This is a genomic window from Geodermatophilus sp. FMUSA9-8 (assembly GCF_037034165.1).
Taxonomy (GTDB): Bacteria; Actinomycetota; Actinomycetes; order Mycobacteriales; family Geodermatophilaceae; genus Geodermatophilus; species Geodermatophilus nigrescens.
Genome location: NZ_JBAGKE010000008.1, coordinates 132,379 through 156,860, shown reverse-complemented (window position 1 = coordinate 156,860; position 24,482 = coordinate 132,379). Strand labels below are relative to the sequence as shown.

Annotated in this window: 21 protein-coding genes; 8 read left to right on the top strand and 13 right to left on the bottom strand. The window is 74.8% G+C overall.

The window, feature by feature from the left end:
- Nucleotides 1–49: 49 nt before the first annotated feature.
- Complete coding sequence (locus WA616_RS17185; protein WP_336031919.1) at nt 50–622, bottom strand: DUF4865 family protein; 573 nt, start codon at nt 620–622, stop codon at nt 50–52.
- 30 nt (nt 623–652) lie between these two features.
- Nucleotides 653–1,216: a TetR/AcrR family transcriptional regulator gene (locus WA616_RS17180; protein WP_336031727.1), complete on the bottom strand. Its 564-nt coding sequence runs from the start codon at nt 1,214–1,216 to the stop codon at nt 653–655.
- A gap of 126 nt (nt 1,217–1,342) precedes the next feature.
- Between WA616_RS17180 and WA616_RS17175 the strand changes: the two genes are divergently transcribed.
- Nucleotides 1,343–3,010, top strand: a complete 1,668-nt coding sequence (locus tag WA616_RS17175; RefSeq protein WP_336031725.1) for an AMP-binding protein — start codon at nt 1,343–1,345, stop codon at nt 3,008–3,010.
- A gap of 132 nt (nt 3,011–3,142) precedes the next feature.
- On the opposite strand, the gene WA616_RS17170 is transcribed toward WA616_RS17175, so the two are convergent.
- Nucleotides 3,143–3,748 carry an SACE_7040 family transcriptional regulator gene (locus WA616_RS17170; RefSeq protein ID WP_217651138.1) on the bottom strand — a complete coding sequence of 202 codons (606 nt, stop codon included), beginning with the start codon at nt 3,746–3,748 and terminating at the stop codon, nt 3,143–3,145.
- Nucleotides 3,749–3,794: 46 nt separating this feature from the next.
- On the opposite strand from WA616_RS17170, the gene WA616_RS17165 reads away from it, so the two are divergent.
- From WA616_RS17165 to WA616_RS17155, 3 genes are read left to right on the top strand one after another with little or no spacing between them, the layout of a single operon-like run.
- The gene (locus tag WA616_RS17165; RefSeq protein WP_336031722.1) at nt 3,795–5,420 is read left to right on the top strand and encodes a carboxyl transferase domain-containing protein; all 1,626 of its coding nucleotides are present in this window, start codon (nt 3,795–3,797) and stop codon (nt 5,418–5,420) included.
- A gap of 2 nt (nt 5,421–5,422) precedes the next feature.
- Nucleotides 5,423–7,429 carry an ATP-binding protein gene (locus tag WA616_RS17160; RefSeq protein WP_336031721.1) on the top strand — a complete coding sequence of 669 codons (2,007 nt, stop codon included), beginning with the start codon at nt 5,423–5,425 and terminating at the stop codon, nt 7,427–7,429.
- A 1-nt stretch (nt 7,430) separates the two neighbouring features.
- Nucleotides 7,431–8,582, top strand: coding sequence for an acyl-CoA dehydrogenase family protein (locus WA616_RS17155; protein WP_336031719.1), 1,152 nt, complete (start codon nt 7,431–7,433; stop codon nt 8,580–8,582).
- Nucleotides 8,583–8,619: 37 nt separating this feature from the next.
- On the opposite strand, the gene amaB is transcribed toward WA616_RS17155, so the two are convergent.
- From amaB to WA616_RS17140, 3 genes are read right to left on the bottom strand one after another with little or no spacing between them, the layout of a single operon-like run.
- Nucleotides 8,620–10,149 carry an L-piperidine-6-carboxylate dehydrogenase gene (gene amaB, locus WA616_RS17150; protein WP_336031716.1) on the bottom strand — a complete coding sequence of 510 codons (1,530 nt, stop codon included), beginning with the start codon at nt 10,147–10,149 and terminating at the stop codon, nt 8,620–8,622.
- Nucleotides 10,150–10,168: 19 nt separating this feature from the next.
- Complete coding sequence (locus WA616_RS17145) at nt 10,169–11,326, bottom strand: NAD(P)/FAD-dependent oxidoreductase (RefSeq protein ID WP_336031714.1); 1,158 nt, start codon at nt 11,324–11,326, stop codon at nt 10,169–10,171.
- Nucleotides 11,323–11,967: a cysteine hydrolase family protein gene (locus WA616_RS17140; RefSeq protein WP_336031712.1), complete on the bottom strand. Its 645-nt coding sequence runs from the start codon at nt 11,965–11,967 to the stop codon at nt 11,323–11,325. The genes WA616_RS17145 and WA616_RS17140 overlap by 4 nt, the downstream gene beginning before the upstream one ends.
- 86 nt (nt 11,968–12,053) lie before the next feature.
- Between WA616_RS17140 and WA616_RS17135 the strand changes: the two genes are divergently transcribed.
- Nucleotides 12,054–12,998, top strand: a complete 945-nt coding sequence (locus WA616_RS17135; protein WP_336031709.1) for a quinone oxidoreductase family protein — start codon at nt 12,054–12,056, stop codon at nt 12,996–12,998.
- A gap of 31 nt (nt 12,999–13,029) precedes the next feature.
- Here the strand turns inward: WA616_RS17135 and gdhA are convergent, their stop codons facing one another.
- Nucleotides 13,030–14,379: an NADP-specific glutamate dehydrogenase gene (gdhA, locus tag WA616_RS17130; RefSeq protein WP_336031707.1), complete on the bottom strand. Its 1,350-nt coding sequence runs from the start codon at nt 14,377–14,379 to the stop codon at nt 13,030–13,032.
- Between the two features lie 184 nt (nt 14,380–14,563).
- Here gdhA and WA616_RS17125 point away from each other — a divergent pair, with 184 nt between their 5' ends.
- Both WA616_RS17125 and WA616_RS17120 read left to right on the top strand, forming a co-directional pair.
- Nucleotides 14,564–15,532 carry an intradiol ring-cleavage dioxygenase gene (locus tag WA616_RS17125; RefSeq protein ID WP_336031705.1) on the top strand — a complete coding sequence of 323 codons (969 nt, stop codon included), beginning with the start codon at nt 14,564–14,566 and terminating at the stop codon, nt 15,530–15,532.
- Nucleotides 15,533–15,548: 16 nt separating this feature from the next.
- Entirely contained in the window at nt 15,549–15,740 is a 192-nt protein-coding gene (locus WA616_RS17120; protein ID WP_336031703.1) for a twin-arginine translocase TatA/TatE family subunit, read from the top strand.
- On the opposite strand, the gene WA616_RS17115 is transcribed toward WA616_RS17120, so the two are convergent.
- From WA616_RS17115 to WA616_RS17100, 4 genes are all read right to left on the bottom strand, one after another.
- Nucleotides 15,719–16,906, bottom strand: a complete 1,188-nt coding sequence (locus tag WA616_RS17115) for an NAD(P)/FAD-dependent oxidoreductase (protein ID WP_336031702.1) — start codon at nt 16,904–16,906, stop codon at nt 15,719–15,721. The genes WA616_RS17120 and WA616_RS17115 overlap by 22 nt on opposite strands.
- A 14-nt stretch (nt 16,907–16,920) precedes the next feature.
- Nucleotides 16,921–17,940 carry a hemolysin family protein gene (locus WA616_RS17110; RefSeq protein WP_336031701.1) on the bottom strand — a complete coding sequence of 340 codons (1,020 nt, stop codon included), beginning with the start codon at nt 17,938–17,940 and terminating at the stop codon, nt 16,921–16,923.
- Nucleotides 17,937–19,340: a hemolysin family protein gene (locus WA616_RS17105; RefSeq protein WP_336031700.1), complete on the bottom strand. Its 1,404-nt coding sequence runs from the start codon at nt 19,338–19,340 to the stop codon at nt 17,937–17,939. The genes WA616_RS17110 and WA616_RS17105 overlap by 4 nt, the downstream gene beginning before the upstream one ends.
- Nucleotides 19,341–19,499: 159 nt before the next feature.
- The gene (locus WA616_RS17100; protein ID WP_073419214.1) at nt 19,500–20,633 is read right to left on the bottom strand and encodes a serine hydrolase domain-containing protein; all 1,134 of its coding nucleotides are present in this window, start codon (nt 20,631–20,633) and stop codon (nt 19,500–19,502) included.
- A gap of 195 nt (nt 20,634–20,828) precedes the next feature.
- On the opposite strand from WA616_RS17100, the gene WA616_RS17095 reads away from it, so the two are divergent.
- Nucleotides 20,829–21,986, top strand: a complete 1,158-nt coding sequence (locus tag WA616_RS17095) for an epoxide hydrolase family protein (RefSeq protein ID WP_336031698.1) — start codon at nt 20,829–20,831, stop codon at nt 21,984–21,986.
- 144 nt (nt 21,987–22,130) lie between these two features.
- Here the strand turns inward: WA616_RS17095 and WA616_RS17090 are convergent, their stop codons facing one another.
- Nucleotides 22,131–23,033 carry a glycerophosphodiester phosphodiesterase gene (locus tag WA616_RS17090; RefSeq protein ID WP_073419212.1) on the bottom strand — a complete coding sequence of 301 codons (903 nt, stop codon included), beginning with the start codon at nt 23,031–23,033 and terminating at the stop codon, nt 22,131–22,133.
- Between the two features lie 272 nt (nt 23,034–23,305).
- Nucleotides 23,306–24,418, bottom strand: coding sequence for a hypothetical protein (locus WA616_RS17085; RefSeq protein ID WP_336031696.1), 1,113 nt, complete (start codon nt 24,416–24,418; stop codon nt 23,306–23,308).
- Nucleotides 24,419–24,482: the final 64 nt, after the last annotated feature.

Sequence of the window (24,482 nt, the reverse complement as noted above, 5' to 3'; positions counted from 1 at the left end):
CAGCACCGGTCCGGCCCGTCCCCCCTCCCGGGGAGGCGGGCCGGACGCGTCACCAGAGGCGGCCGGTCGGCAGGTCGGTCAGGTGCGGGGTGCTCGCGTGCAGCAGGTCGAAGGGCGTCGACCCGGCGGGGACGGTGTCGGGCACCGCGCTCCACAGCACGAACCGGACCAGCTCCCACCGGGAGGGGTCGACGGCGACGGCCTGGCTGTGCCACCGGTCGTCCCCGGGGCCGGGCTCAGCGGCCTCCCGCTCCACCGCCTCCCCCGGTGCGACGTCGGCGGGCAGCGACCGCACCGCACGGGTGGCGAACACCGGCGCCTCCGCGAACGCCGGGCCGCGGTCGAACGAGGCGCCGATCCAGGAGCGCACCGGCGGCCGGCCGAAGTCGGCGACGATGTTCCGGAACGGGCCGTAGAGGAAGGCGTCGAGGCCCGCGGGGTCGCGCCACAGGTAGAACGGCGCGTAGGCGTTGACCGCCGACCCGTGCCGGCCGACCCGGCGGACGGCGTAGGCCTTGACGCCCAGGTGCGGGAAGTCGTCGGTGGCCGTGCCGCGGGTGGCCACCCGGCGCTCGATCACCCCCATGTCCTGGTCGGCGGGCAGGCCGATCTCGTACTGCATGACGTGCACGTCGTCCCCTCCTCCGGGGTCTCAGCGGGCGAGGGCGCCGAGGAGCGCGACGGCGCCCTCGACGGCCTCGTCGAACGGCTCCGGCCGCCCGGCCGCCCGGGCGAGGACGTAGCCGCCCTGCACGGTGGCGACGACGGCCGCCGCCACCGCCGCGGGATCGGCGCCGGGGCGCAGCTCCCCGGACCCCTGCCCCTCGGCCACGACCTCGGCGAGACGGGCGCGCAGCCAGGCGAACGTCGACTCGACCGGCGCGCGCAGCTCCGGGTCGGCGACGAGGTCGGGGTCCTGCGCGTGTCGGCCGACCGGGCAGCCGCGCATCACCTGGCGCTCGCGCCGCAGGTAGGCGGTCAGCCGCTCGAGCGCCGGGCCGTCGCCACCGAGCAGGGCCTCAGCACCGGCCCGCTCGCGGTCGGCGGTGCGCTGCAGGGCGGTGCGCGCGAGGTCGGCCTTGCCGGTGAAGTGGTGGTACATGCTCCCCTGGCCCGCACCGGCGCGGTCCTGGATCGCCTTCGGGCTGGTGCCGACGTACCCGCGCTCCCACAGCAGGTCCTGCGCGGCCTCGACCAGTCGCTCGCGGGCGTTCACGGCGCGGACTGTACACACCGGTAGGTACAAACAGGCAGAGCCACTGCCCCGGCCGTTCGGGGGTGCCGCGGGCCGCCCCGAGGGTGCAGCCTCTACCCACCCATGCCCGGACGGAGAGGACCAGCAGTGACCCAGCACGGCGCGCCCCCGGCCCTGCCCTCGTACGCGAGCGGCACCTCGACGGTCCCCCTGCTCGGCGACACCATCGGGGCGAACCTGGACCGGACGGCGGCGCGGGTCGGTGACCACGAGGCGCTCGTGGAGTGCGCCACCGGCCGCCGGTGGACCTACCCGCAGCTGGTCGCCGACGTCGACGCCTGCGCGCTGGGCCTGGACGCGCTGGGCGTGGCGAAGGGCGACCGGGTCGGCATCTGGTCGCCCAACTGCGCCGAGTGGGTGTTCGTGCAGTACGGGACGGCGAAGCTCGGCGCCGTCATGGTCACCATCAACCCGGCCTACCGCACCCACGAGCTGGCGTTCGTGCTGCGCCAGGCCGGCATCTCGGTGCTCGTGGCGGCCCCGGAGTTCAAGACCAGCGACTACCGCGCGATGGTGGCCGAGGTGCGCGGCGACTGCCCCGACCTGCGCGAGGTCGTCTTCCTCGGCGACCCGGAGTGGGAGCGGCTGCTGGAGACCGGCCGCGCCGCCGACCGCTCGCTGCTCGCCGCCCGCGCCGCGGAGCTCTCCCCCGACGACCCGATCAACATCCAGTACACGTCGGGCACCACGGGCTTCCCGAAGGGCGCCACGCTCACCCACCACAACCTGCTCAACAACGGGTTCTTCGTGGGCGAGGGCTGCGGCTACACCGAGGCCGACCGGATCTGCATCCCGGTGCCCTTCTACCACTGCTTCGGAATGGGGATGGGCAACCTCGGGGCCACCAGCCACGGCGCCACGATGGTGATCCCGGCGCCCGCCTTCGACCCGGTGGCCACCCTGCGCGCGGTGCAGGAGGAGCGCTGCACCTCCCTCTACGGCGTCCCGACGATGTTCATCGCGGAGCTCGCCCTGCCCGACTTCGGCACCTACGACCTGTCCAGCCTGCGCACCGGGATCATGGCCGGCTCGCCGTGCCCGGTGGAGGTGATGAAGCGGGTGGTCGCCGAGATGGGCATGACCGAGGTGACCATCTGCTACGGCATGACCGAGACCTCGCCGGTGTCCACCCAGACCGGCGCCGACGACGACCTCGACCGCCGCACCTCCACCGTCGGCCGCGTGCACCCGCACCTGGAGGTCAAGGTGGTCGACCCCGCCACCGGCATCACCGTGCCGCGCGGGACGCCCGGCGAGTTCTGCACCCGCGGCTACTCGGTGATGCTCGGCTACTGGGACGAGCCGGACAAGACCGCCGAGGTGATCGACGCCGCCCGCTGGATGCACACCGGCGACCTCGCCGTCATGGACGAGGCCGGCTACCTCAACATCGTCGGCCGGATCAAGGACATGGTGATCCGCGGCGGGGAGAACGTGTACCCGCGGGAGGTGGAGGAGTTCCTCTACACCCACCCCGACGTCGTCGACGCGCAGGTGATCGGCGTCCCCGACGAGCGCTACGGCGAGGAGCTGATGGCGTGGGTGCGGCTGCGCGAGGGCGCCGCGCCGCTCACGTCAGAGGCGCTGCGCGAGTTCTGTGCGGGCAAGCTCGCCCACTACAAGGTCCCCCGCTACGTGAAGGTCGTCGACGCCTTCCCGATGACCGTCACCGGCAAGGTGCGCAAGGTCGAGATGCGCGAGGTGTCGGTGGAGGAGCTGGGCCTGCAGTCGGCCGCCGCGGTCCGCAACGCCTGACATCCCGCCGTCGGCGGAGGGCGGCCGGCGGCGGGCCGACGGTGTGCGCGGAGGTGCAGTCCCGAGCCGCGGAGCTGCACGTCCGCGCACGCTGTCACGTCGAGGCCCGCCGTCCGCGCGCGGATGGCGGGGTCAGGCGGTGGCGGCGGCCTCGGCCATCGCCGCGAGCAGGGCGGCGGTCCGCTCGCGGGACAGCCGGCCGGCGCTGTGCGGGGTGGAGTTGACCAGCCCGAAGACGGCGTGCGCGCGGGCGCGGCTGGCCGCCGTCCCCTCCTCCGGCAGCAGGCGGGCCAGCACGTCCACCCACACCTCGACGTAGCGGCGCTGCAACCGGCGCACCCGCGCGGCGTGCTCGGGCGCCAGCGAGCCGAGGTCGCGGTCGTGCACGGTGATCAGCGCCGGGTTGTCGAGCGCGAAGTCGACCTGGAAGGCGACCAGCGCGCGCAGCTGCGCCGCCGGGTCGTCACCGGCGGCGGCCACCCGCTCCCGCCCGCCGGCGAGCAGCCGCTCGCTGATGCCCTCGAGCATCTCGGCGAGCATCGCGTCCTTGCTGGCGAAGTGCCGGTAGATGGCCGGCCCCGTCACCCCGATCGCCGCGCCGACGTCGTCGACACCGACCGACCGGGCGCCGCGCTCGGCGAACAGCTGCGCCGCCGCCCGCAGGATCTGCTCGCGCCGGGACGGCCGGGCCGCGTCGGCGGCCAGCGCGCTGTCGACGTCGCCCCCGGCCGCTGCCACGCCGGGATGGTAGCGCCGGGTGTGAACGTGCGTTAACGTGACGCCCGTGACGTTAACTGCGGTTAACACGTCGGGGACGCCGCTCGCCTCCAAAGCGGACGTCCGCGGCGCGACCTTCGGCCGCAACGCCGCCGCCCAGGACCAGCTGCGCGCCGAGCTGCACGACCGGCTCGCCGCCGCGGCCCTCGGCGGCCCCGCGCGCACCCGGGAGCGGCACGTCGCCCGGGGCAAGCTGCTCCCCCGCGAGCGCGTCGACGCCCTGCTCGACCCGGGCAGCCCGTTCCTCGAGCTCTCCCCGCTCGCGGCCGACGGCATGTACGACGGCGACGCCCCGGGCGCCGGGATCATCACCGGCGTCGGGCGGGTCAGCGGCCGCGAGGTCGTCGTCGTGGCCAACGACGCCACCGTCAAGGGCGGCACCTACTACCCGATGACGGTGAAGAAGCACCTGCGCGCGCAGGAGGTGGCGCTGCACAACCGGCTGCCCTGCGTCTACCTCGTCGACTCCGGCGGCGCCTTCCTGCCGATGCAGGACGAGGTCTTCCCCGACCGCGAGCACTTCGGCCGGATCTTCTTCAACCAGGCCACCATGAGCGCCCAGGGCATCCCGCAGATCGCCGCGGTGCTCGGCTCGTGCACCGCCGGCGGCGCCTACGTGCCGGCGATGGCCGACGAGGCGGTCATCGTCCGCGACCAGGGCACGATCTTCCTGGGCGGCCCGCCGCTGGTGAAGGCCGCGACCGGCGAGGTCGTCAGCGCCGAGGACCTCGGCGGCGGGCTGCTGCACAGCCGCACCTCCGGCGTCACCGACCACCTCGCCGACGACGACGCGCACGCCCTGCGGATCGTCCGCGACATCGTGGCGAACCTGGGCCCGCGCGCCCCGCGCCCGTGGGAGGTGCGCCCGGCCGAGCCGCCCGCCGTCGACCCCGCGGAGATGCCCGGCGTCGTCCCCGCCGACCCGCGCACGCCCTACGACGTCCGCGAGGTCATCGCGCGGCTGGTCGACGGCAGCCGGTTCTCGGAGTTCAAGGCGCTGTACGGCACCACGCTGGTCTGCGGGTTCGCGCACGTCGAGGGCCACCCGGTGGGCATCGTCGCCAACAACGGCGTGCTCTTCGGGGAGTCGGCGCTCAAGGGGGCGCACTTCATCGAGCTGTGCGACCAGCGGTCGATCCCGCTGCTGTTCCTGCAGAACATCACCGGGTTCATGGTCGGCCGCGACTACGAGGCCGGCGGCATCGCCAAGCACGGCGCGAAGATGGTCACCGCCGTCGCCTGCGCCCGGGTGCCCAAGCTGACCGTCGTCATCGGCGGCTCGTTCGGCGCCGGCAACTACTCCATGTGCGGCCGGGCCTACTCCCCCCGCTTCCTGTTCACCTGGCCCGGCGCCCGCATCTCCGTGATGGGCGGCGAGCAGGCGGCCAGCGTGCTGGCCACCGTCCGCCGCGACCAGCTCGGCGACTCGTGGAGCGCCGAGGACGAGGAGGCGTTCAAGGAGCCGATCCGCGCGCAGTACGAGTCCCAGGGCAACGCCTGGTACGCGACCGCGCGCCTCTGGGACGACGGGGTCGTCGACCCCCTCGACACCCGCACCGTCCTCGGCCTGGCGCTGTCGGCGTGCGCGAACGCGCCGCTCGCGCCGGTCTCCTACGGCGTCTTCCGGATGTGAGCGTGTTCGACACCGTCCTCGTCGCCAACCGGGGCGAGATCGCCGTCCGGGTCATCCGCACCCTGCGCCGCCTCGGCGTCCGCAGCGTCGCCGTCTTCTCCGACGCCGACGCCGGCGCCCGGCACGTCCGCGAGGCCGACGTCGCCGTGCGGCTCGGCCCCGCCCCCGCGGCGCAGTCCTACCTGGCCGTCGAGCGCCTGCTCGAGGCGGCGGCGGCCACCGGCGCCCAGGCGGTGCACCCCGGCTACGGCTTCCTCTCGGAGAACACCGCCTTCGCCTCGGCCTGCGCCGACGCCGGGCTGGTCTTCGTCGGCCCGCCGGCCGAGGCCGTCGAGATCATGGGCGACAAGATCCGCGCCAAGCAGACCGTGAGCGCGGCCGGCGTCCCCGTCGTCCCCGGCCGCACCGACCCGGGCATGACCGACGACGACCTGGTCGAGGCGGCCGCCGAGGTCGGCTACCCGGTGCTGGTCAAGCCCTCGGCCGGCGGCGGCGGCAAGGGCATGCGGCTGGTGCACCGAGACGCCGACCTGCGCGCCGCGCTGGTCTCCGCCCGGCGCGAGGCCGCCACCAGCTTCGGTGACGACACCCTCTTCCTCGAGCGCTTCGTGCCCGACCCGCGGCACGTCGAGGTGCAGGTGCTCGCCGACACCCACGGCACCGTGGTGCACCTCGGCGAGCGCGAGTGCAGCCTGCAGCGGCGGCACCAGAAGATCGTCGAGGAGGCGCCCTCGCCGCTGCTCACCCCGGCGCAGCGCGCCCGCTACGGCGCGCTGGCCTGCGAGGTCGCCCGCTCCGTCGGCTACACCGGCGCCGGCACCGTGGAGTTCATCGTCGCCGGCGACGCCCCCGACGAGCCGTTCTTCATGGAGATGAACACCCGGCTGCAGGTCGAGCACCCGGTCACCGAGCTGGTCACCGGCACCGACCTGGTCGAGCAGCAGCTGCGGGTGGCGGCCGGCGAGCCGCTGTCGTTCGGCCAGGACGACGTCGTCCTCACCGGGCACGCGGTCGAGGCGCGGCTGTACGCCGAGGACCCGGCGCGCGGCTTCCTGCCCACCGGCGGCACCGCGCTCGTCCTCGCCGAGCCCGCGGGCGCCGGCGTGCGGGTCGACAGCGGCCTGCTCGAGGGCTCGGTCGTGGGCACCACCTACGACCCGATGCTCGCCAAGGTGATCGCGCACGGGCCCGACCGGGAGACCGCGCTCACCCGCCTCGACCGCGCGCTGGCCGGCACCGTCGTCCTCGGCGTCGGTACCAACACCGCGTTCCTCCGCGCGCTGCTGGCCTCCCCCGACGTCCGCGCCGGCCGGCTCGACACCGGGCTCGTCGAGCGCGATCTCGACGCGCTGACGAGCAGCGCCGTCCCGGTGGAGGCGTACGCCGCGTTCGCGCTCACCCGCCTGGCCGCGCTGTCCCCCGCCGGCCCCGTCGTCGACCCGTGGGACGTGCCCAGCGGCTGGCGCACCGGCGGCCGGCGCGCGCCGCTGCGGTGGGACGTCGCCGGCCCCGACGGCGAGCGGCTGACCGTCGCCCTCACCGGCGGCACCCGGCTGCGGGTGGGCGACGGCGACGAGCACGCGGTCGCAGCCGTACCCGCGGACGGCGGGCTGCTGCTCACCGTCGACGGCCGCACCACGTCCGCCCGCACCGCCGTCGACGGCGCCACCACGTGGGTGCACGTCGACGGCGTCACCGCGGCGCTGACCGAGCTGCCGCCCGCCCGGCTGCACGCCGACGCCGGCACCGCCGACCGCACGGTGCGCAGCCCGCTGCCGGGCACCGTCGTCGCGGTGCACGTGGCCGCCGGCGCCGAGGTGGCCGCGGACGCCCCGCTCGTCGTCGTCGAGGCGATGAAGATGGAGCACACGCTCACCGCTCCCGCCGACGGCACCGTCGACCTCTCCGTCCGCGTCGGCGACCAGGTCGCCCTGGGCCAGGAACTGGCCGTCGTCCACCCCGCGGCAACTCCCGCGGCACCCCCCGCAGCACCGACACAGGAGTCGTGACGTGCTCGACACCCGCCTCACCGACGAGCAGCAGCAGCTGCGCAAGACCGTGGAGGAGTTCGCGCGCGAGGTCGTCGCGCCGGTCTCCTACCAGCACGACCGCGACAGGACGTTCCCCTACGAGGTCGTGCGCGGCATGGCCGAGATGGGCCTGTTCGGCCTGCCCTTCCCCGAGGAGTACGGCGGCATGGGCGGCGACTACTTCGCCCTGTGCCTGGCCATCGAGGAGCTCGCGCGGGTCGACCAGAGCGTCGCCATCACCCTGGAGGCCGGCTGCTCGCTCGGCGCCATGCCGGTCCACCGGTTCGGCAGCGAGGAGCAGCGGCAGCAGTGGCTGCCGCTGCTCACCAGCGGGGAGGCGCTGGGCGCCTTCGGCCTGACCGAGGCCGGCGCCGGCAGCGACGCCGGGGGCACCCGGACGACGGCGGTGCTCGCCGACGGGCAGTGGACGATCAACGGCAGCAAGGCGTTCATCACCAACTCCGGCACCGACATCACCCGGCTGGTCACCGTCACCGCCGTCACCGGCGAGCTCGCCGACGGCCGCAAGGAGATCAGCTCGATCCTCGTGCCGGTGCCCACGGCCGGGTTCACCGCCGAGCCCGCCTACGACAAGGTCGGCTGGCACGCCAGCGACACCCACCCGCTGTCGTTCGACGACGTGCGGGTGCCCGAGGAGAACCTGCTCGGGCAGCGCGGCCGCGGCTACGCCAACTTCCTGTCGATCCTCGACGAGGGCCGCATCGCGATCGCCGCGCTGTCGGTGGGCGCCGCCCAGGGCTGCGTCGACGAGAGCGTGGAGTACGCGCGGGAGCGGTCGGCGTTCGGCCGCCCGATCGCCCAGAACCAGGCGATCGCGTTCAAGATCGCCCGGATGGAGGCGCGGGTGGTGGCCGCGCGCGCCGCCTACTACGACGCCGCGGCGAAGATGCTCGCCGGCCTGCCGTTCAAGAAGGAGGCGGCGATCGCCAAGCTCGTCGCCGGCGAGGCCGCCATGGACAACGCCCGCGACGCCACCCAGGTGCACGGCGGCTACGGCTTCATGAACGAGTACCCGGTCTCCCGGCACTACCGGGACTCGAAGATCCTCGAGGTCGGCGAGGGCACCACCGAGGTGCAGCTCATGCTCGTCGCCCGCACGCTCGGGCTGTGAGCGAGGGGCCGGGCCCGCGAGGGCCCGGCCCCTCCCCTCAGATGGGGAACTCGACGCCCTGCGCCAGCGGCAGCTCGCCGGAGAAGTTGATCGTGTTGGTGGCCCGGCGCATGTAGCCCTTCCAGGCGTCCGACCCGGACTCGCGGCCGCCGCCGGTGGCCTTCTCGCCGCCGAACGCGCCGCCGATCTCCGCGCCCGACGTGCCGATGTTGACGTTGGCGATGCCGCAGTCGGAGCCGTCGGCGGCGAGGAACCGCTCGGCCTCGGCCTGGTCGGAGGTGAAGATGGTCGACGACAGCCCCTGCGGGACGTCGTTGTTGAGCGCCACCGCCTCCTCCAGCGTGCGGTAGGTCAGCACGTAGAGCACCGGCGCGAAGGTCTCCTGCCGGACGATGTCGGTCTGCCCCGGCATCCGCACGAGCGCCGGCTCTGCGTACCAGGCGTCGGGGGCCTCCTCGGCCAGCCGCCGCCCGCCGCCGACGACGACCTCGCCGCCCTGCTGCCGCGCCGCCTGCAGCGCGTCCTGCATGCCCTTGTAGGCGGCGTCGTGGATGAGCGGGCCGACGAGCGTGCCGCCCTCCAGCGGCGAGCCGATCGGCAGGTTCCGGTAGGCGGCGGCGACCCGCTCGACGAGGGCGTCGGCGACGTCCTCGTGCACGATCACCCGGCGCATGGTGGTGCAGCGCTGCCCGGCGGTGCCAGCGGCGGAGAACACGACGCCGCGGGTGGCGAGGTCGAGGTCGGCCGACGGCGTGACGATCGCGGCGTTGTTGCCGCCGAGCTCGAGCAGCGAGCGGCCGAACCGGTCGGCCACCCGCGGGCCCACCGCGCGGCCCATGCGGGTGGAGCCGGTGGCCGACAGCAGCGCGATGCCGGGCGAGTCCACGAGCGCCTCGCCGACGTCGGCGCCGCCGATCAGCACCTGGCTGAGCCCCTCGGGCGCGCCGGTCTCGGCGATGGCCCGGTCGAGCAGCGCGGCCGACGCCAGCGCCGACAGCGGGGCGAGCTCCGAGGGCTTCCACACCACCGGGTCGCCGCAGACCAGCGCGAGCGCGGTGTTCCACGACCAGACGGCGACCGGGAAGTTGAAGGCGCTGATGACGCCGACGACGCCGAGCGGGTGCCAGTTCTCGGTGAGCCGGTGGCCGGGCCGCTCGGAGGCGATGGTGCGGCCGTAGAGCTGCCGCGAGAGGCCGACGGCGAACTCGCAGATGTCGATCATCTCCTGGACCTCGCCGGCCGCCTCGGAGGTGATCTTCCCGACCTCGATGCTCACCAGGGTGGCCAGGTCGGCCTTGTGCTCGCGCAGCAGCTCGCCGAGCCGGCGCACCAGCCCGCCGCGCACCGGCGCCGGCACGGTCCGCCACTGCCGGAACGCCTCGCCCGCGCGCTCGACGGCGGCCGCGACGTCGGCCGCGCTCTGCCGGCGCACCGACAGCAGGTGCTGCCCGTTGACCGGGGAGGTCACCGGGTGGTCGCCGGCGACGGCGCCGAGGTCGACCCCGCAGCGGCGGGCGGCCTCCTCGGCGAGTCGGCGGAGCTCCTCGGCGGTGGGCAGGCTGGTCACGGGGATGGATCTCCTGGTTCTAGACGACGTTCAGCTCGGGCCGGACGGCCGCGCCCTCGAAGCGTCCCGCATCGAAGACCGACACGTCGACGAGGGGTTCCCGGCCCAGGTACAGGTCGCGCACGACCTCCCCGACGGCCGGCCCCATGAGGAAGCCGTGCCCGGAGAAGCCGGTCGCGTAGAGGAACCCCTCGACGTCGCGGGCCCGGCCGATGAGCGCGTTGTGGTCCGGCGTCATCTCGTACAGCCCGGCCCAGCCGCCGGTGACGCCGACGCCGGCCAGCGCGGGCGCGCGCCGCTCGATCGCCTCGCCGAGGCGCGGCAGCCACGCGTCGGAGCGGGTGAGCCGGAAGCCCGGCGTCTCCTCGGGGTCGGACATGCCCATGAGCAGGCCCCGGCCCTCGCGGTGGAAGTAGAAGGAGGTGGCGAAGTCGATGGTGAACGGGGTGTGCGGGTCGAGGTCCGGCACCGGCTCGGTCACCAGGATCTGCCGCCGCAGCGGGGTCACCGGCAGGTCGACGCCGGCCCAGGCACCCACCTCCGCCGACCACGGGCCCGCGGCGCAGACGACCGCGCCGGTGCGGATGCTGCCCGCGGCGGTGTGCACCGCGGTGACCCGCCCGCCGGTGACGTCGATGCCGGTGGCCGCGCGGCCCGGTAGCAGCGTGGCGCCGGCCCGGCGGGCGGCCGAGGCGTAGCCGAGCACCACCGACTCCGGGGTGCAGTGCCCGTCGGTGGGCGAGAACGCGGCGGCGAGCAGCCCGTCGGTCTCGATCAGCGGGGACAGCCGTCGCGCCTCGGCGACGTCGACCATCCGGCTGGGCACGCCGAGGGAGTTCTGCAGCGCGACGGCGTCCTCGAATGCGGTCACCGCCTCGGGCGTGGACAGCAGGAACAGGTAGCCGACCTCCGCGTAGTCGATCTCCTGGCCGAAGCGGGCCGGGAAGTCGCGGAAGGTCTCCAGGCTGCGGGCACCGAGGGTGACGTTGACCGGGTCGGAGAACATCGCCCGCACTCCCCCGGCCGCCCGGCTGGTCGAGCCCGAGCCGAACGAGTCCCGGTCGAGCAGGACGACGTCGGGCACCCCGGCGCGGGCGAGCTCGTAGGCGCTGGCCAGGCCGGTGAGCCCCCCGCCGACGACGACGACCGATGCCTCCTCCGGCAGCGCCGCGCTCACGCCGCACCCCCGAAGGCCGCGACGACCTCGGCGGTGGAGCAGCGGTGGCTGAGCAGGCTGTAGTCCAGGCTCGCCAGCGACCGCTGCGCGGCCTCGTCGTCGACCACCCCGCAGGCGTCGTCGACCACCACCGGCAGCAGCCCGAGGTCGGCGGCGTGGCGGGCGGTCGGCTCGATGCCGATCTCGAGCACCGCGCCGACGACGACCAGCGTGGTGACGCCGCGGTCGCGCAGCGCCGCCTCCAGCGGGGTGCCGACCAGCGCCGACATCCCGAGCTTGTCGAACACCGGCTCGCCGTCGGCGGGCGCGAGCGCGGGGTCGAGCCGGGTGTGCGCGGCGTCGGGCGGGAAGGAGGAGGTGACGGCGTCGGCCCGGTCCTTGCGCTGCCAGGCCATCGCGGTGCGCAGCGCGGCCACGCCCAGGTGCGACGGCGGCAGCGACACGTGCCGCACGTAGAAGACGGGGACGCCGGCGGCGCGGGCCGCGGCGAGCACGTCGGCGATCCGGGCGGTGAGCCCGTCCCGGTCGCGGACGGCGGCGAGGATGCCCACCTGGGCGTCGTAGACCAGGACCGCGGCCGCTCCGGGGCGGCACATCTCCGCCACGGACTCGGGCACGTCCAGGCCGAAGGCACGCTGCATGGCGGGCAGCCTCTCAGCCGGGACGCGGTGCCACCAGGCCCGCCACGCCCTAGCGTGGGGCCGCAGGCGACGGCCAGGGAGGCGACGTGCAGGCGGTCCTCATCGAGTCCACCGGCGGACCCGAGGTGCTCGCGGTGCGCGACGTGCCCGACCCCTCGCCCGGCGAGGGGCAGGTCCTGGTCGACGTCGAGGCGGTCGGCGTCAACTTCCGCGACGTGTACGAGCGCGAGGGCCGCCCGCCCTACGGCCAGGACCTGCCCGCCGTGGTGGGCAGCGAGGGCGCCGGCCGGGTGGCCGGCACCGGGGAGCGGGTCGCCTGGCTGGACGTGCCCGGCAGCTACGCGGGCCGGGTCGCCGCACCCCGGGAGGAGCTGGTGCCGGTCCCCGACGGCGTCTCCGCCGAGACCGCGGCCGCGGTGATGCTGCAGGGCTGCACGGCGCACTACCTCGCCGCCGACTCCCACCCGGTGGCCGAGGGCGAGTGGGTGGTGGTGCACAGCGCCGCCGGCGGCGTCGGACTGCTGCTCACCCAGCTGGTGCGGCTGCGCGGCGGGCACGTGCTGGCCACGACGTCGACCGGGGAGAAGGCGGAGCTCGCACGCGCGGCCGGCGCCGACGAGGTCGTCGTCGGCTACGACGGGTTCGCCGAGCGGGCGCGCGAGCTCACCGACGGCGAGGGCGTGGCCGCGGTCTACGACGGGGTCGGCCGGACGACGTTCGCCGACGGGCTGCGCGCGCTGCGCCCGACCGGGCGGATGGTCGTCTACGGCGCCTCCAGCGGGCAGCCCGAGCCGCTGGAGGTGCAGTCGCTCGCCTCGCACGGCTCGCTGTACGTGCAGCGCCCGACCCTCGGCACCTACACCCGCACGCCGCAGCTGCTGCGGGAACTCGCCGGGCGGGTGCTCGGCCTGGTCGCCGACGGCCGGCTCGACGTGCGCGTCGGCGGCCGGTACCCGCTGGCCGACGCGCGGCGGGCGCACGAGGACCTCGAGGGCCGGCGCACCACGGGCAAGCTGCTCCTCCTCCCCTGAGGCGCCTGGCGCCGGCCGCGCCGACCGGCGCTCAGACCAGCCCGTGGGCGTGCACGGCCTCGGCCACCTGCAGGAAGCCGGCCACGTTCGCCCCGAGCACGAGGTCGCCCGGGGAGCCGTACTCCTCGGCCGTGTCGTGGCAGCGCTGGTGGATGCCGCGCATGATCTCCTCGAGGCGCGCCTCGGTGTGCTCGAAGGACCATCGGTCCCGCGAGGCGTTCTGCTGCATCTCCAGCGCCGAGGTCGCCACCCCGCCGGCGTTGGCGGCCTTGCCCGGCGCGAAGGCGGTGCCCGCCTCGCGGAAGACCCGGACCGCCTCCGGGGTGGCCGGCATGTTGGCCCCCTCGACGACGTAGCGGCAGCCGTTGCGCGCGAGCACCGCGGCGGCCGCGCCGTCGAGCTCGTTCTGCGTGGCGCTGGGGACCGCGACGTCGCACGGCACGTCCCAGATGCTCCCGCCCGGCACGAAGGACGCGGACGGGACCCGGTCGGCGTAGGCACCGATCCGGGCCCGCTCGACCTCCTTGACCTGCTTGAGGACCTCGAGGTCGATGCCCCGCTCGTCGACGACGTAGCCGCTGGAGTCCGAACAGGCGACGACGGTCCCGCTGAGCTGGTGGACCTTCTCGATGCCGTACACGGCGACGTTGCCCGAGCCGCTCACGGTGACGCGCTTGCCGTCGAAGGACTCCCCCGCGGCCTCCATCATCGCCTGCGCGAAGAAGGCCGCCCCGTATCCGGTGGCCTCGGTGCGCACCAGCGCGCCGCCCCAGCCCAGCCCCTTGCCGGTGATGACCCCGGACTCGTAGCGGTTGGTGATCCGCTTGTACTGGCCGAACAGGTAGCCGATCTCGCGCGCGCCCACGCCGATGTCGCCGGCGGGCACGTCGGTGTACTCGCCGAGGTGCCGGTAGAGCTCGGTCATGAAGGACTGGCAGAAGCGCATGACCTCGGCGTCCGAGCGGCCCTTGGGGTCGAAGTCCGAGCCGCCCTTGCCCCCGCCGATCGGCATGCCGGTGAGCGCGTTCTTGAAGACCTGCTCGAAGCCGAGGAACTTCACGATGCCGAGGTTCACCGAGGGGTGGAACCGCAGGCCGCCCTTGTAGGGACCGAGCGCGGAGTTGAACTCGACGCGGAAGCCGCGGTTGATCTGCACCTCGCCGGAGTCGTCCTGCCACGGGACGCGGAAGATGACCTGCCGCTCGGGCTCGCAGATCCGCTCGATCGTCTTCATCTCGGTGTACTCGGCGTGCCGGTCGAGGACCACCGCCAACGACTCGAGGACCTCGCGGACGGCCTGGTGGAACTCCGGCTCCGCGGGGTTGCGCCGCAGGACCTCCTCGTGGATGCGTTCCACCACGGCCGGTACGTCGGTGTGCACGTGGGCTCCTCGGGGTCGGCCGGATCCGTTCCGGATCCGGGCTGTCGTCATGATGCCCGCCGCGGTCCGGGCGGACGCCCGGCGGGGAGAGTCCCAGCGGACTCACAGCCGGTGCCCGGGATGCGCACCGGCGGCACACCGACCGTGGACGGCGACCGAGCACCACCGTCCGCCAGGAGAGCCCGTGCCCCCGCACCCCCCGACCGTCCCCGCCTACGAGGGCCGCCCGCTGCCCCGCCCCGACGAGGAGGTGGTCGACCAGGGGCTGGCCTTCGACATCGGCACCCTCATGAGCCGCCGCCGGCTGCTCGGGCTGTTCGGGATCGGCGCGGCGACCGTCGGCCTCGCCGCGTGCGGCTCCGGCTCCTCGTCGGCCGCCGGCTCGTCGTCGTCCTCGTCGTCCTCCGCGGCCGCCGCGGCCGGGGAGATCCCCGACGAGACCGCCGGCCCCTACCCCGGCGACGGGTCGAACGGGCCCGACGTGCTCGAGCAGTCCGGCGTCGTGCGCAGCGACATCCGCTCCAGCTTCGGCGAGTACAGCGGCACCGCCGAGGGTGTGCCGATGACCCTGCGCCTGACGGTCACCGACCTCGCGAACGGCGGCGTCCCGTTCGCGGGGGCCGCCGTCTACGTCTGGCACTGCACCCGCGAGGGCGGCTACTCGCTCTACTCGGAGGGGATCACCGACCAGAACTACCTGCGCGGCGTGCAGGTGGCCGGGTCCGACGGGACCGTGACGTTCACCAGCGTCTTCCCCGCCTGCTACGACGGGCGCTGGCCGCACGTGCACGTCGAGGTCTACCCCGACCAGGCCTCCATCACCGACTCGACGAACGCCGTCGCGACCACGCAGGTGGCCCTGCCGCAGGACGTGTGCGAGGCCGTCTACGCCACCGCGGGCTACGAGGCCTCCGTCGCCAACCTCGCCCGGGTGTCGCTCGACGGCGACAACGTCTTCGGCGACGACGGCGGCGCGAGCCAGCTCGCCACGGTCACCGGCGACGTGAGCGGCGGCTACACCGTCGCGCTCACCGCCGGGGTGGACACCACGACGACGCCCAGCGGCGGCGGCGCGGCCCCCGGCGGCGACGGCGCCCCCTCGGGCGCGCCGCCCGGCGGTCCCGGCGGCACGCGGCCGAGCCCGCCGGCCTGACGCGGCAGGGGGACCCGTGAACCTGGGACCGGCCGAGATCGGCCTCGTCGTCCTCGCCGTCATGCTGCTGTTCGGCTACCGGAAGCTCCCCGACGCCGCGCGGTCGCTGGGCCGCTCGATGCGCATCCTCAGGAGCGAGGTGCACGCCGAACCGGAGCCGGCCCTCCCGTACGAGGAGCCGCGGACTCAGGCGTCGACCGGCGCGTAGAGCCCGGCGTCGGCGCTCGTCCCGGTGGTGACCAGGTCGGCCACCACGCGGGAGGCCACCCACGCCTGCACGTGGCCCGTGCCGTTGTAGCCGCCGAGCGCGAGCACCCGCCCGTCACTGCCGGGCACCGGGCCGCACCGGGGCAGGGGGTCGTCGGCGAAGCCCACGACCCCCGCCCACCGGTGCGTCACCGGGGCGGTCACGCCGAGCTCCTCGGCCAGCCACCGGTCCAGCCGCGCCTGCACCGGCGCGGACACCTCGGCGCGGTCGGTCCAGCTCGCCGGCCCGTCGAGGTCGGAGAAGCCGCCGAGCGCGATCCGGCCGTCGGCGGTCTGGTGGGCGTACTCGTAGCCGTGGCGCACGTAGACGGGGAACGGGAGCACCGTCTCCGCCAGCGGGGCGGTGGCCAGCATGTTCAGCCGCCGCGGGCGCACCGCCGCCGCCGAGGGGACCAGCGCCGCGAGGTCGCCGTCGGCGGCCACGACCGCCCGGTCGCAGCGCACCTCCCCCGCGGCCGTCGGCACCCGGACGCCGTCGCCGTCCACCGACGGCGGCGCGACGACCGCGGTGCGCTCGTGGAAGCGCACCCCGTCCCGCTCGAGGGCGGCGGCGAGCGCCCGCAGCCAGCGGACCGGGTGCACCGACCCGTCGTGCGGGAAGAACAGCCCCGCCCGGTCCGGCCGGGCCAGCCGGCCGGGGAGGTCCTCTCCGGCGACCGGGTCGCCCGGGAAGCCGTCCTCGGCCAGCGCGGCGGCGTCCGCGCGCACCTCGGCGGCCTCCGCCGCGTCGGCGGCGACCCGCACGAGCCCGTCCACCCGGAACGCCCCGCGCGCGCCCACGGCCTCGGCGACCGCGAGCATCTCCCGCTGCGCGGCCAGCGTCGCCGCGTGCACGGCCGCGGCCCGCTCGCGGCCCCACAGGGCGCGGGTCTCGCCGTAGGCGGGGGCGGCACCGGCGAGGAAGAAGCCGCCGTTGCGCCCGCTGGCGCCGGAGGCCACCTCCGCGCGGTCGACCACGACGACCGACAGGCCGGCGGCGGACAGCCGGTGCGCGGTGGCCAGGCCGCCGGCGCCCGCGCCGACCACGCAGACGTCGGCGGTCACCGCGCCCTCCAGCGGCGGGCGCGGGGCGTACGGCTCGTCCTGCCAGAGCGGGACGGTGCTCACGTGCCGCGCCACGGTCAGGCCGCCGCCGGCTGCGGGAACAGCCGGCGGAGCACGTCGGCGAGGGTGACGACGCCGGCCACCGCACCGCCGTCGATCACGAGTGCGAGGTGGTTGCGGGTCTCGCGCATCGCCTTGAGGGCCGCGTGCACGGTGGTGTCGGCCTCCAGGGTGAACACCGGGCGCGCGAACGGGGCGGCCGGCGCGTCGTCGGGGGCGGTGAGGGTGTCGCGGACGTGCACGACCCCGGTGACCTGCTCACCGTCGACCGCGCCGAGCAGGATCCGCAGGTGCCCGGAGGCCCGGGTGGCGGCGCGGACCTCGCCGGCGGTGGCGGTCGTCCGCACCCCGGTCGGGCGCGAGCCGGTGCCGAGCAGCTCGCGGACGGTCAGCCGCTCCAGCTCCAGGGCGCCGGAGATCTGCGCGGAGAAGCTCGCGTCGAGCGCGCCCACGTTGGCCGAGTGCTCCACCAGGTGCCGCAGCGCGTCGGGGCTGTGGCCGACGGCGACCTCGTCGACCGGCTCGACGCCGACCCGGCGCAGCAGCGCGTTGGCCGCGGAGTTGAGCAGCCGCAGCAGCGGCCGGAACACCGCCATGAACGCCCGCATGGGGCCGGCGAGCAGGGTGGCCGAGCGCTCCGGGTGGGCGATCGCCCACGACTTGGGCGCCATCTCGCCCACCACGAGGTGGAGGAAGGTGACGACCAGCAGTGCCAGCACGAAGCCGGTGACGTCGGCGGCGACCAGCGGCAGGCCCCAGTCCTCGAACAGCGGCGTCAGCCAGTGATGCACCGCCGGCTTGCTGACGGCACCGAGGGCGAGGGTGGCCGCGGTGATGCCCAGCTGCGAGCCGGCCAGCAGCAGGGTCAACTCCGAGGAGTTGCGCAGCGCGGCGCGCGCCGAGCGGCTGGTGGGCGCGGCCTCCTCCAGCCGGTGCCGCTTGGCGGCCAGCGCGGCGAACTCGACGGCGACGAAGAACGCCGACAGCGCCACGATCAGGACGGTGACCGGGACGATCACCCACGGGTCGTCGGTCATCGGGAGGTCTCCTCGGCGGCGGTCCGGTCGGTGGTGTGGCTCCCGGGGTGGTCGGGCAGCTCCAGGCGCACCCGGGACGGCACGTGCCGCTCGACGGCGAGCACCTCGACGGCGAGGGCCCGGCCGACGGGGACGTCCTCGTGGACCAGGTCACCGGGGTCGGGCGGCAGCTCGACCGTCAGCGTCGTGCCCGGCTCGGGCAGGTCGCCGTGGGCGGCGATCACCAGCCCGGCGATCGTCTCGTAGTCGCCGCGCGGCAGGTCGACGCCGAGAGCGCGCTCCACCTCGTCGACGTGCACGTCGCCGGCCATCTCCCACACGCCGTCGCCCTCGACCGGCACGTACTCCGGGTCGACGTCGGCGTCGTGCTCGTCGGTGATCTCGCCGACCAGCTCCTCGGCGAGGTCCTCCAGCGTGACCACGCCGGCGAACCCGCCGTACTCGTCGACGGCGCAGGCCAGCTGGTTGCGCGACTCGGTCAGCTGGTGCAGCACGTCGGGCAGCGAGGCGAGCGTGGAGACCACCAGGGGCGGACGGGCGATGGCGGTGACCGGCGCGGTGTCGGGCTCGGCGGTGGTCAGGACGTCGGCGAGGTGCACGACGCCGACGACGTCGCCGGTGCCCGACTCCAGCACCGGGTAGCGCGAGTGCCCCGAGGCCATCAGCTCGCGCAGCCGGCCGACCGTCTCGGCGTCGGACACGGTGCCCACCCGGGGCCGCGGGATCATCGCGTGCTCGACGTCGCGGTCGGGGAAGTCGAGGATCCGGTCGACCATCATCGACAGCTCGGGCGTCAGGTCACCGCTCTCGCGGGACTCGTCGACGATGTGCTCGAGGTCGCGCGCGGTGGCGGCGTGCTCGACGTCGTGCACCGGCTCGATGCGCAGCACGCGCAGCAGCAGGTTCGAGGCCTGGTCGAAGACCCGGATGAGCCAGCCGAGCACCGTCAGGTAGACGGTGGTGGAAGCGGCCAGCCACCGCGCCACGGGCTCGGGGCGGGCGATGGCGAGGTTCTTCGGGAACAGCTCGCCGAAGAGCATCTGCACCAGCGTGGAGAACAGCAGGGCGAGGACGGCGCCGATCCCGACGCCCACCGCCGTCGGGATGCCGACGCCGCCGAGCAGCGAGCCCAGCGACTCCCCGATCAGCGGCTCGGCGACGTAGCCGACCAGCAGGCCGGTGACGGTGATGCCGAGCTGGGCACCGGAGAGCATGAACGACGTGCGGCGGGTGACCGCGAGCGCCCGCTCGGCCGCGCCGTCACCGGCCTCGGCGCGGGCCGCCAGCGTCGAGCGGTCGACCGCCATGTAGGCGAACTCCTGCGCCACGAAGTAGCCCGTGGCGGCGGTGATCGCGAGGACGACCAGGACGCCCAGGAGCAGAGACAGGACCTCGGTCACCGGCCACGCACCCCCTCAGCGGATCCGGGGGGCGTGGCCTGGGGACTGTGATAAGGGCTCATGACTCTCTTCGACGGCCGGATGGGCACAGCGGTGCTGTCCCCCGAGAACGGAGCAGCCCCGGCGCGCGTTCCGGGGACGCCCCCACCGGGAGGCGGGTCACAGGGCGGCGTAGAGAGCGCCGAGGTACGCCTCCGACCGCGGCGAGCCGACGATCCCGGGCGCCATCCGGTTCATCATGTAGCTCGTCGTCACCCGGCGGTCGAGGTCCATGACGATCAGCGAGCCGCCCCAGCCGCCCCAGAACGCGACCCGCCCCTCGGGCAGGTAGGGCACGGCGGCCGACGGCGAGAGCCCGAAGCCGATGCCCATCCGGAACGGCACCCCGAGCACGAGGTCGACGCCGTCGGCCTGGACCTCGAAGACCCGGTCGATCGTCTTCTCCGACAGCAGCCGGACACCGCCGGCCTCCCCGCCGAGCGAGAGCACCCGCATGACGTCGAGGACGCCGCGGGCGTTGGAGTGCCCGTTGAGCGCGCCCATGTCGGCGGCCCGCCACTCCGGGGTGTTGGCCCGGCTCGCGTCGGCGACGGGGCCGGTGAAGCAGCGCACCATCGGGCTGGCCGGGTCGAGCGCGGCGAGGTCCATCGGCAGCGGCGGGGGCGGGACGACCGGCGCGATCCGGCCCTCGTCCTCCGGCCGCGCACCGATCTGGAAGTCCGCGCCCAGCGGCCCGGCGAGCTCCTCGGCCACGTACCGCTTGAGCGACCGCCCGTCGACCCGCCGCAGCACCTCGCCGAGCAGGTGGCCCTGGTCCTGCGCGTGGTAGCCCGACGCCGTCCCCGGCTCCCACCACGGCGCCTGCGCGGCGAGGCGGGCGACCGAGGTCTCCCAGTCGTACATGTCTTCGAGGGCGAACGGCGGGTCCCAGCCGGCGACGCCGGAGGTGTGCGCCATCAGGTGCCGGACGAGGACCCCGGCCTTGCCGTTGGCGGCGAACTCCGGCCAGTACTCGGCGACCGGGGCGTCGAGGTCGAGGCGGCCCTGGTCGGCCAGCGTGAGGACCGCCAGCGCGGTGACCGTCTTCGTCGTCGACCAGACGTTGACGATCGTGTCCCGCGTCCAGGGCGTCGTGCGCGCCTCGTCCCGCCAGCCGCCCCAGACGTCGACGACGGTCTCGCCGTCGACGTCGACGGCGATCGAGCCGCCGAGCTCGTCGCCCTCCAGCTGCGCGGCGAAGGCGTCGCGCACCCCGCGGAAGCGGTCGTCGAACGTGCCGTGGACCTCGGCCATGAGCCCTCCCGGGGCGCCCGCGCGACCCCGGTGTCGCGTCGGCCGGATCACACCACGGTGCTCGCGGCAGGGGCAACGAGCACGGGCGCCGCGCCGCCGCCCGCCAGGACCCGCTCGGCAGCACAGCGGACAGGATCTGACCTGCAGGTTCCCCAGGATGGGTGCACCGCCCACCCCGAGATCCAGGGAGCTCCCGTGCAGCCCTTCCAGCTCGACATCTCCGCCGCCGACATCGAGGACCTCCGCGACCGCCTGGCGCGCACCCGCTGGCCCGAGCAGCTGCCCGGCGACACGGGCTGGGCCAAGGGCGTCCCCGTGGCCGAGGCCCGCGCCTGGGCCCGCGACCTGGCCGTGTTCGACTGGCGCGCCCTCCAGGACGAGCTCAACGCGCTGCCGCAGTTCACCACCGAGATCGACGGCGCGACCGTCCACCTCGTGCACGCCCGCTCCGCGCGCGCGGACGCCGTCCCGCTGCTCGTGCTGCACGGCTGGCCGGGCACCGTCGTCGAGCTGGTCGACCTGGTCGCGCCGCTGACCTCCCCGGAGTCCGACGACGACCCGGCCTTCTCCGTCGTCATCCCCTCGCACCCCGGCGTCGGGCTGTCCGGCCGGACCGCCGAGCCGGGCTGGGGCGTCCCGCGCACCGCCCGGGCCTACGCGGAGCTGATGGCCCGGCTGGGCTACGGGTCCTACGTGGTGCAGGGCGGCGACCACGGCGCGGTGCTCGCCCCGCAGGTGGGACGCGTCGACCCCGCCCATGTGCGCGGCGTGCACGTGAACGCCGCGACGGTCGGCTTCATCCCGATGGGAGAGGTCGACGAGGAGACCGCGGCGGGCCTGTCGCCGCTCGAGCAGCGCCGGCTCGCCCGCATCGCCGAGTTCATGACCGACGGCAACGGCTACACCGTCATCCAGGCGACGCGGCCGCAGACGATCGGCTACGGCCTGGAGGACTCCCCCGCCGCCCTGCTGACCTGGATCGTGGAGAAGGTCGAGGCCTGGACGCACGACCCGGCGCGGCTCGGCGACCGGCACTACCGCGACCGCCACCTGGCCGACGTGCTCGTCTACTGGCTGACCCGGACGGCCACCTCCGCCGCCGACGTCGTCTACGCCTCCTACGGCGACCTGTTCGCCGACCCGCTGGCCTTCGCCGACTCCGGGGTGCCGACGGCGGTGCTGGCCTACGCCGAGGACGTCGCCATCCGCCGCTTCGCCGAGCAGGGCAACACCATCGTGCGCTGGACCGACGTCGACGACGGCGGGCACTTCGCCGCACTGGAGCAGCCGGCGAGCCTGGTCGCCGACCTGCGGGCGTTCGTGCGCGGGCTCGGTCCCGTGCGGCGGGACTGACGCCGTCGCCGCCCGGCCGCCGGGGAGGCGATGGGCTCCGTCACCTCCGGGCTCGGCGTCAGCAGCACCGACGCGCTCGCCCTCTCGCCCGCCCCGTCCCCGACGACGCAGGCGCGACCCGGCGCCGCGCAGCTCGTCGTAGCGTCACGCGTCCCCCGGCGAGGACGGCCCTCCCCGTCCCAGCAGGTGCAGCAGCCGCGCGGGCTCGTCGGTGATGACGGCGTCGACGCCCAGCGACAGCACGAAGCGCATGTCCTCCGGCTCGTTCACGACCCAGACGTGCACCTGCGCGCCCGCCCGGTGCAGCCGGGCCACGAGCGCCGGGTGCTGGCGCAGCAGGGCCAGCGAGGGCCCGACGACGCGGCCCGCCAGGTGCGGCCGCCGGGCGGACATCCACGGCCGCACCTGCCCGAAGAGCTGCACGGTGGGCAGGTCCGGCGCCAGCAGCCGGACCCGTCGCAACGCCGTCGGCGAGAAGCTCATGACGCGCACCGCGGCCCGCCCCGACCACTCCAGCGGGCGCCCACCGGTGAGCAGGCCGAACCGCTGCAGGCTGGCCAGCAGCGCCACCTCGACCTGGCCGGAGTGGCGCGTCGGGTGCTTGGTCTCGATCGCCAGCCGCACCCGCCCGGGAGAGGAGGTCGCGTAGTCCAGCAGCCGGTCCAGGGTCAGCACCCGGCCCGCGTCCTCGTCGGCCTCCACGTCGTCGGCCTCCAGGTCGTCGTCCTCCCCGAGCACCGGGGCGGCGACCGGGGCCGCGGCGCGTCGGGCGCCGCGCGGACGGCGGTGCACCACCTGGTACTGCTCGAGCTCGGCCAGGTCCAGTGCCGACACCACGCCCCGGCCGGTCGACGTCCGGTGGATGCGGCGGTCGTGCACGCACACGAGGACGCCGTCGCGGGTCATCCGGACGTCGCACTCGACGGCGTCCGCGCCGAGCGCCACGGCCTGCCGGTACGCCGCGAGGGTGTGCTCCGGCGCGGTCGCGGAGGCGCCGCGGTGGGCCACGACCTCGACCTCGGGACGGTCGGGCGGCTGGGTGCTCACACCGCCTCCGCCGGGACGCCACGACCGCATCGGGCGACGGCAGCGGTGCGCGGCCTGCGGTGGTGCTCCCCCGATTGGACTCGAACCAATAACCCTGCGATTTGATCTTGAGCGGTTGGGTCGCGTTGGCAGGCATTAAACGCCCAGCTCAAACATGGTGCGGCGCGTTGGCTGCGATGGTTGGCGAGGATTGAGGACGGTGGTATTGGGTGCCTAAAGAGTGCCTACTCCGGGTGACTCCGCGCTGAGGACCGCTAGCACGGTTGCCGTGCCTACCTGTCAGCCGTCCGCCGGAGACCGGGCAGGTCCACCATGGCACGGCAGACCTCGACGGTGCCGCCATACCCGGTGTCGAAGGTCAGCACCGGCCAGCCTGTCGCCCCGCGCGTCTGGCTTCGGTAGTCGCTTCGTGAGACAAGTTCCTCCAAGGCTTCCATCCGAGGCCGATTCGGGTTGGCGAGTCTGTGGAAGAAGAGAAGGACGGCCGCGGTGTCCTTCGTGTCCAGGTAGCTCAGGTGCTGGTCCAAGGCCTCGTTGACCTTCGCCCGGCCGCCCCACCACTTGCTCTCACAGACGAAGACCTTGGCTGGTCCTGTCCCTTCGGCCAGGACGTCGGCGCTGATGAAGATGTCCGACTTGCCGGTCCGTCGGTACACCTCCCGTTGGGCGCCGGGCAGCGCCGCGTTCAGCGTGGCTGCCAGTAGGTCGCTGAGTCGGTCCTCCGGCAGGCGGCTGAACGCTCGCGGATACCGCTCCACGGCGTCGGCCCAGACCCGCATGGTGCGCTGGACATCAGCGAAGGAGGCCGGCGCCAGCCGCGGTCGGTGCTCCACGTGTATAAGCGCGCTCTCGGCCGCCGGGCGGTTACCTTCGGGTTGAGGCTGCACGGCCCGCTCGAGCTGTGGGCGTGCGTACTTCCACCCGTCCGGCCAGCTGAGGTTGTCCGCCACTGCTTGACGAGCGCGAACCCGCTGCCTGCGCTGCTCCACCGCTTGGGTAAGCGCCGAGGGAAGCTCGTCGGCGAAGAAGCGCTCCGTCTGGCCCCGTATGGCCGCGACGATCGGCTCGATCTGGCTCCGCTGTTGTTCCACCTCGGCGCGGAGGTCGCGCGCTCCCCGCTCGACCTCATCCTCTTCGTCCTCGGTCAGATCGACGAAGGTCCACAGCGCCACCGGGCCACGCTCCTCGCGGTACTGCAAAGTCCACTGCTCGCGGGCCAGCGATTGGCCGTGCCGGCGAAGTTCGGCCTCGTAGTCGTAGGGCGCCGAGTAGTCGCCGACTTGCTCAAGAGCGACTTCGCCAGGATCGACGACCGCGAGGTCGACGTCTGCGTCGTCCGGCCACCACTCCAGGAGCTCATGGTCGCCGATGACCTCGATAGCCACGTAGTGCCTGTAGGTGGCCACTCGTGTCCCGCGCTCGAGACCTGGGCGCCACGCCCCTTCCCGC

Bases quoted from the DNA above. Each gene is read 5' to 3' on its own strand.
- WA616_RS17185 (WP_336031919.1), bottom strand. From the start codon at position 622: ATGCAGTACGAGATCGGCCTGCCCGCCGACCAGGACATGGGGGTGATC.
- WA616_RS17110 (WP_336031701.1), bottom strand. From the start codon at position 17,940: ATGACCGACGACCCGTGGGTGATCGTCCCGGTCACCGTCCTGATCGTG.
- WA616_RS17100 (WP_073419214.1), bottom strand. From the start codon at position 20,633: ATGGCCGAGGTCCACGGCACGTTCGACGACCGCTTCCGCGGGGTGCGC.
- WA616_RS17140 (WP_336031712.1), bottom strand. From the start codon at position 11,967: ATGCAGCGTGCCTTCGGCCTGGACGTGCCCGAGTCCGTGGCGGAGATG.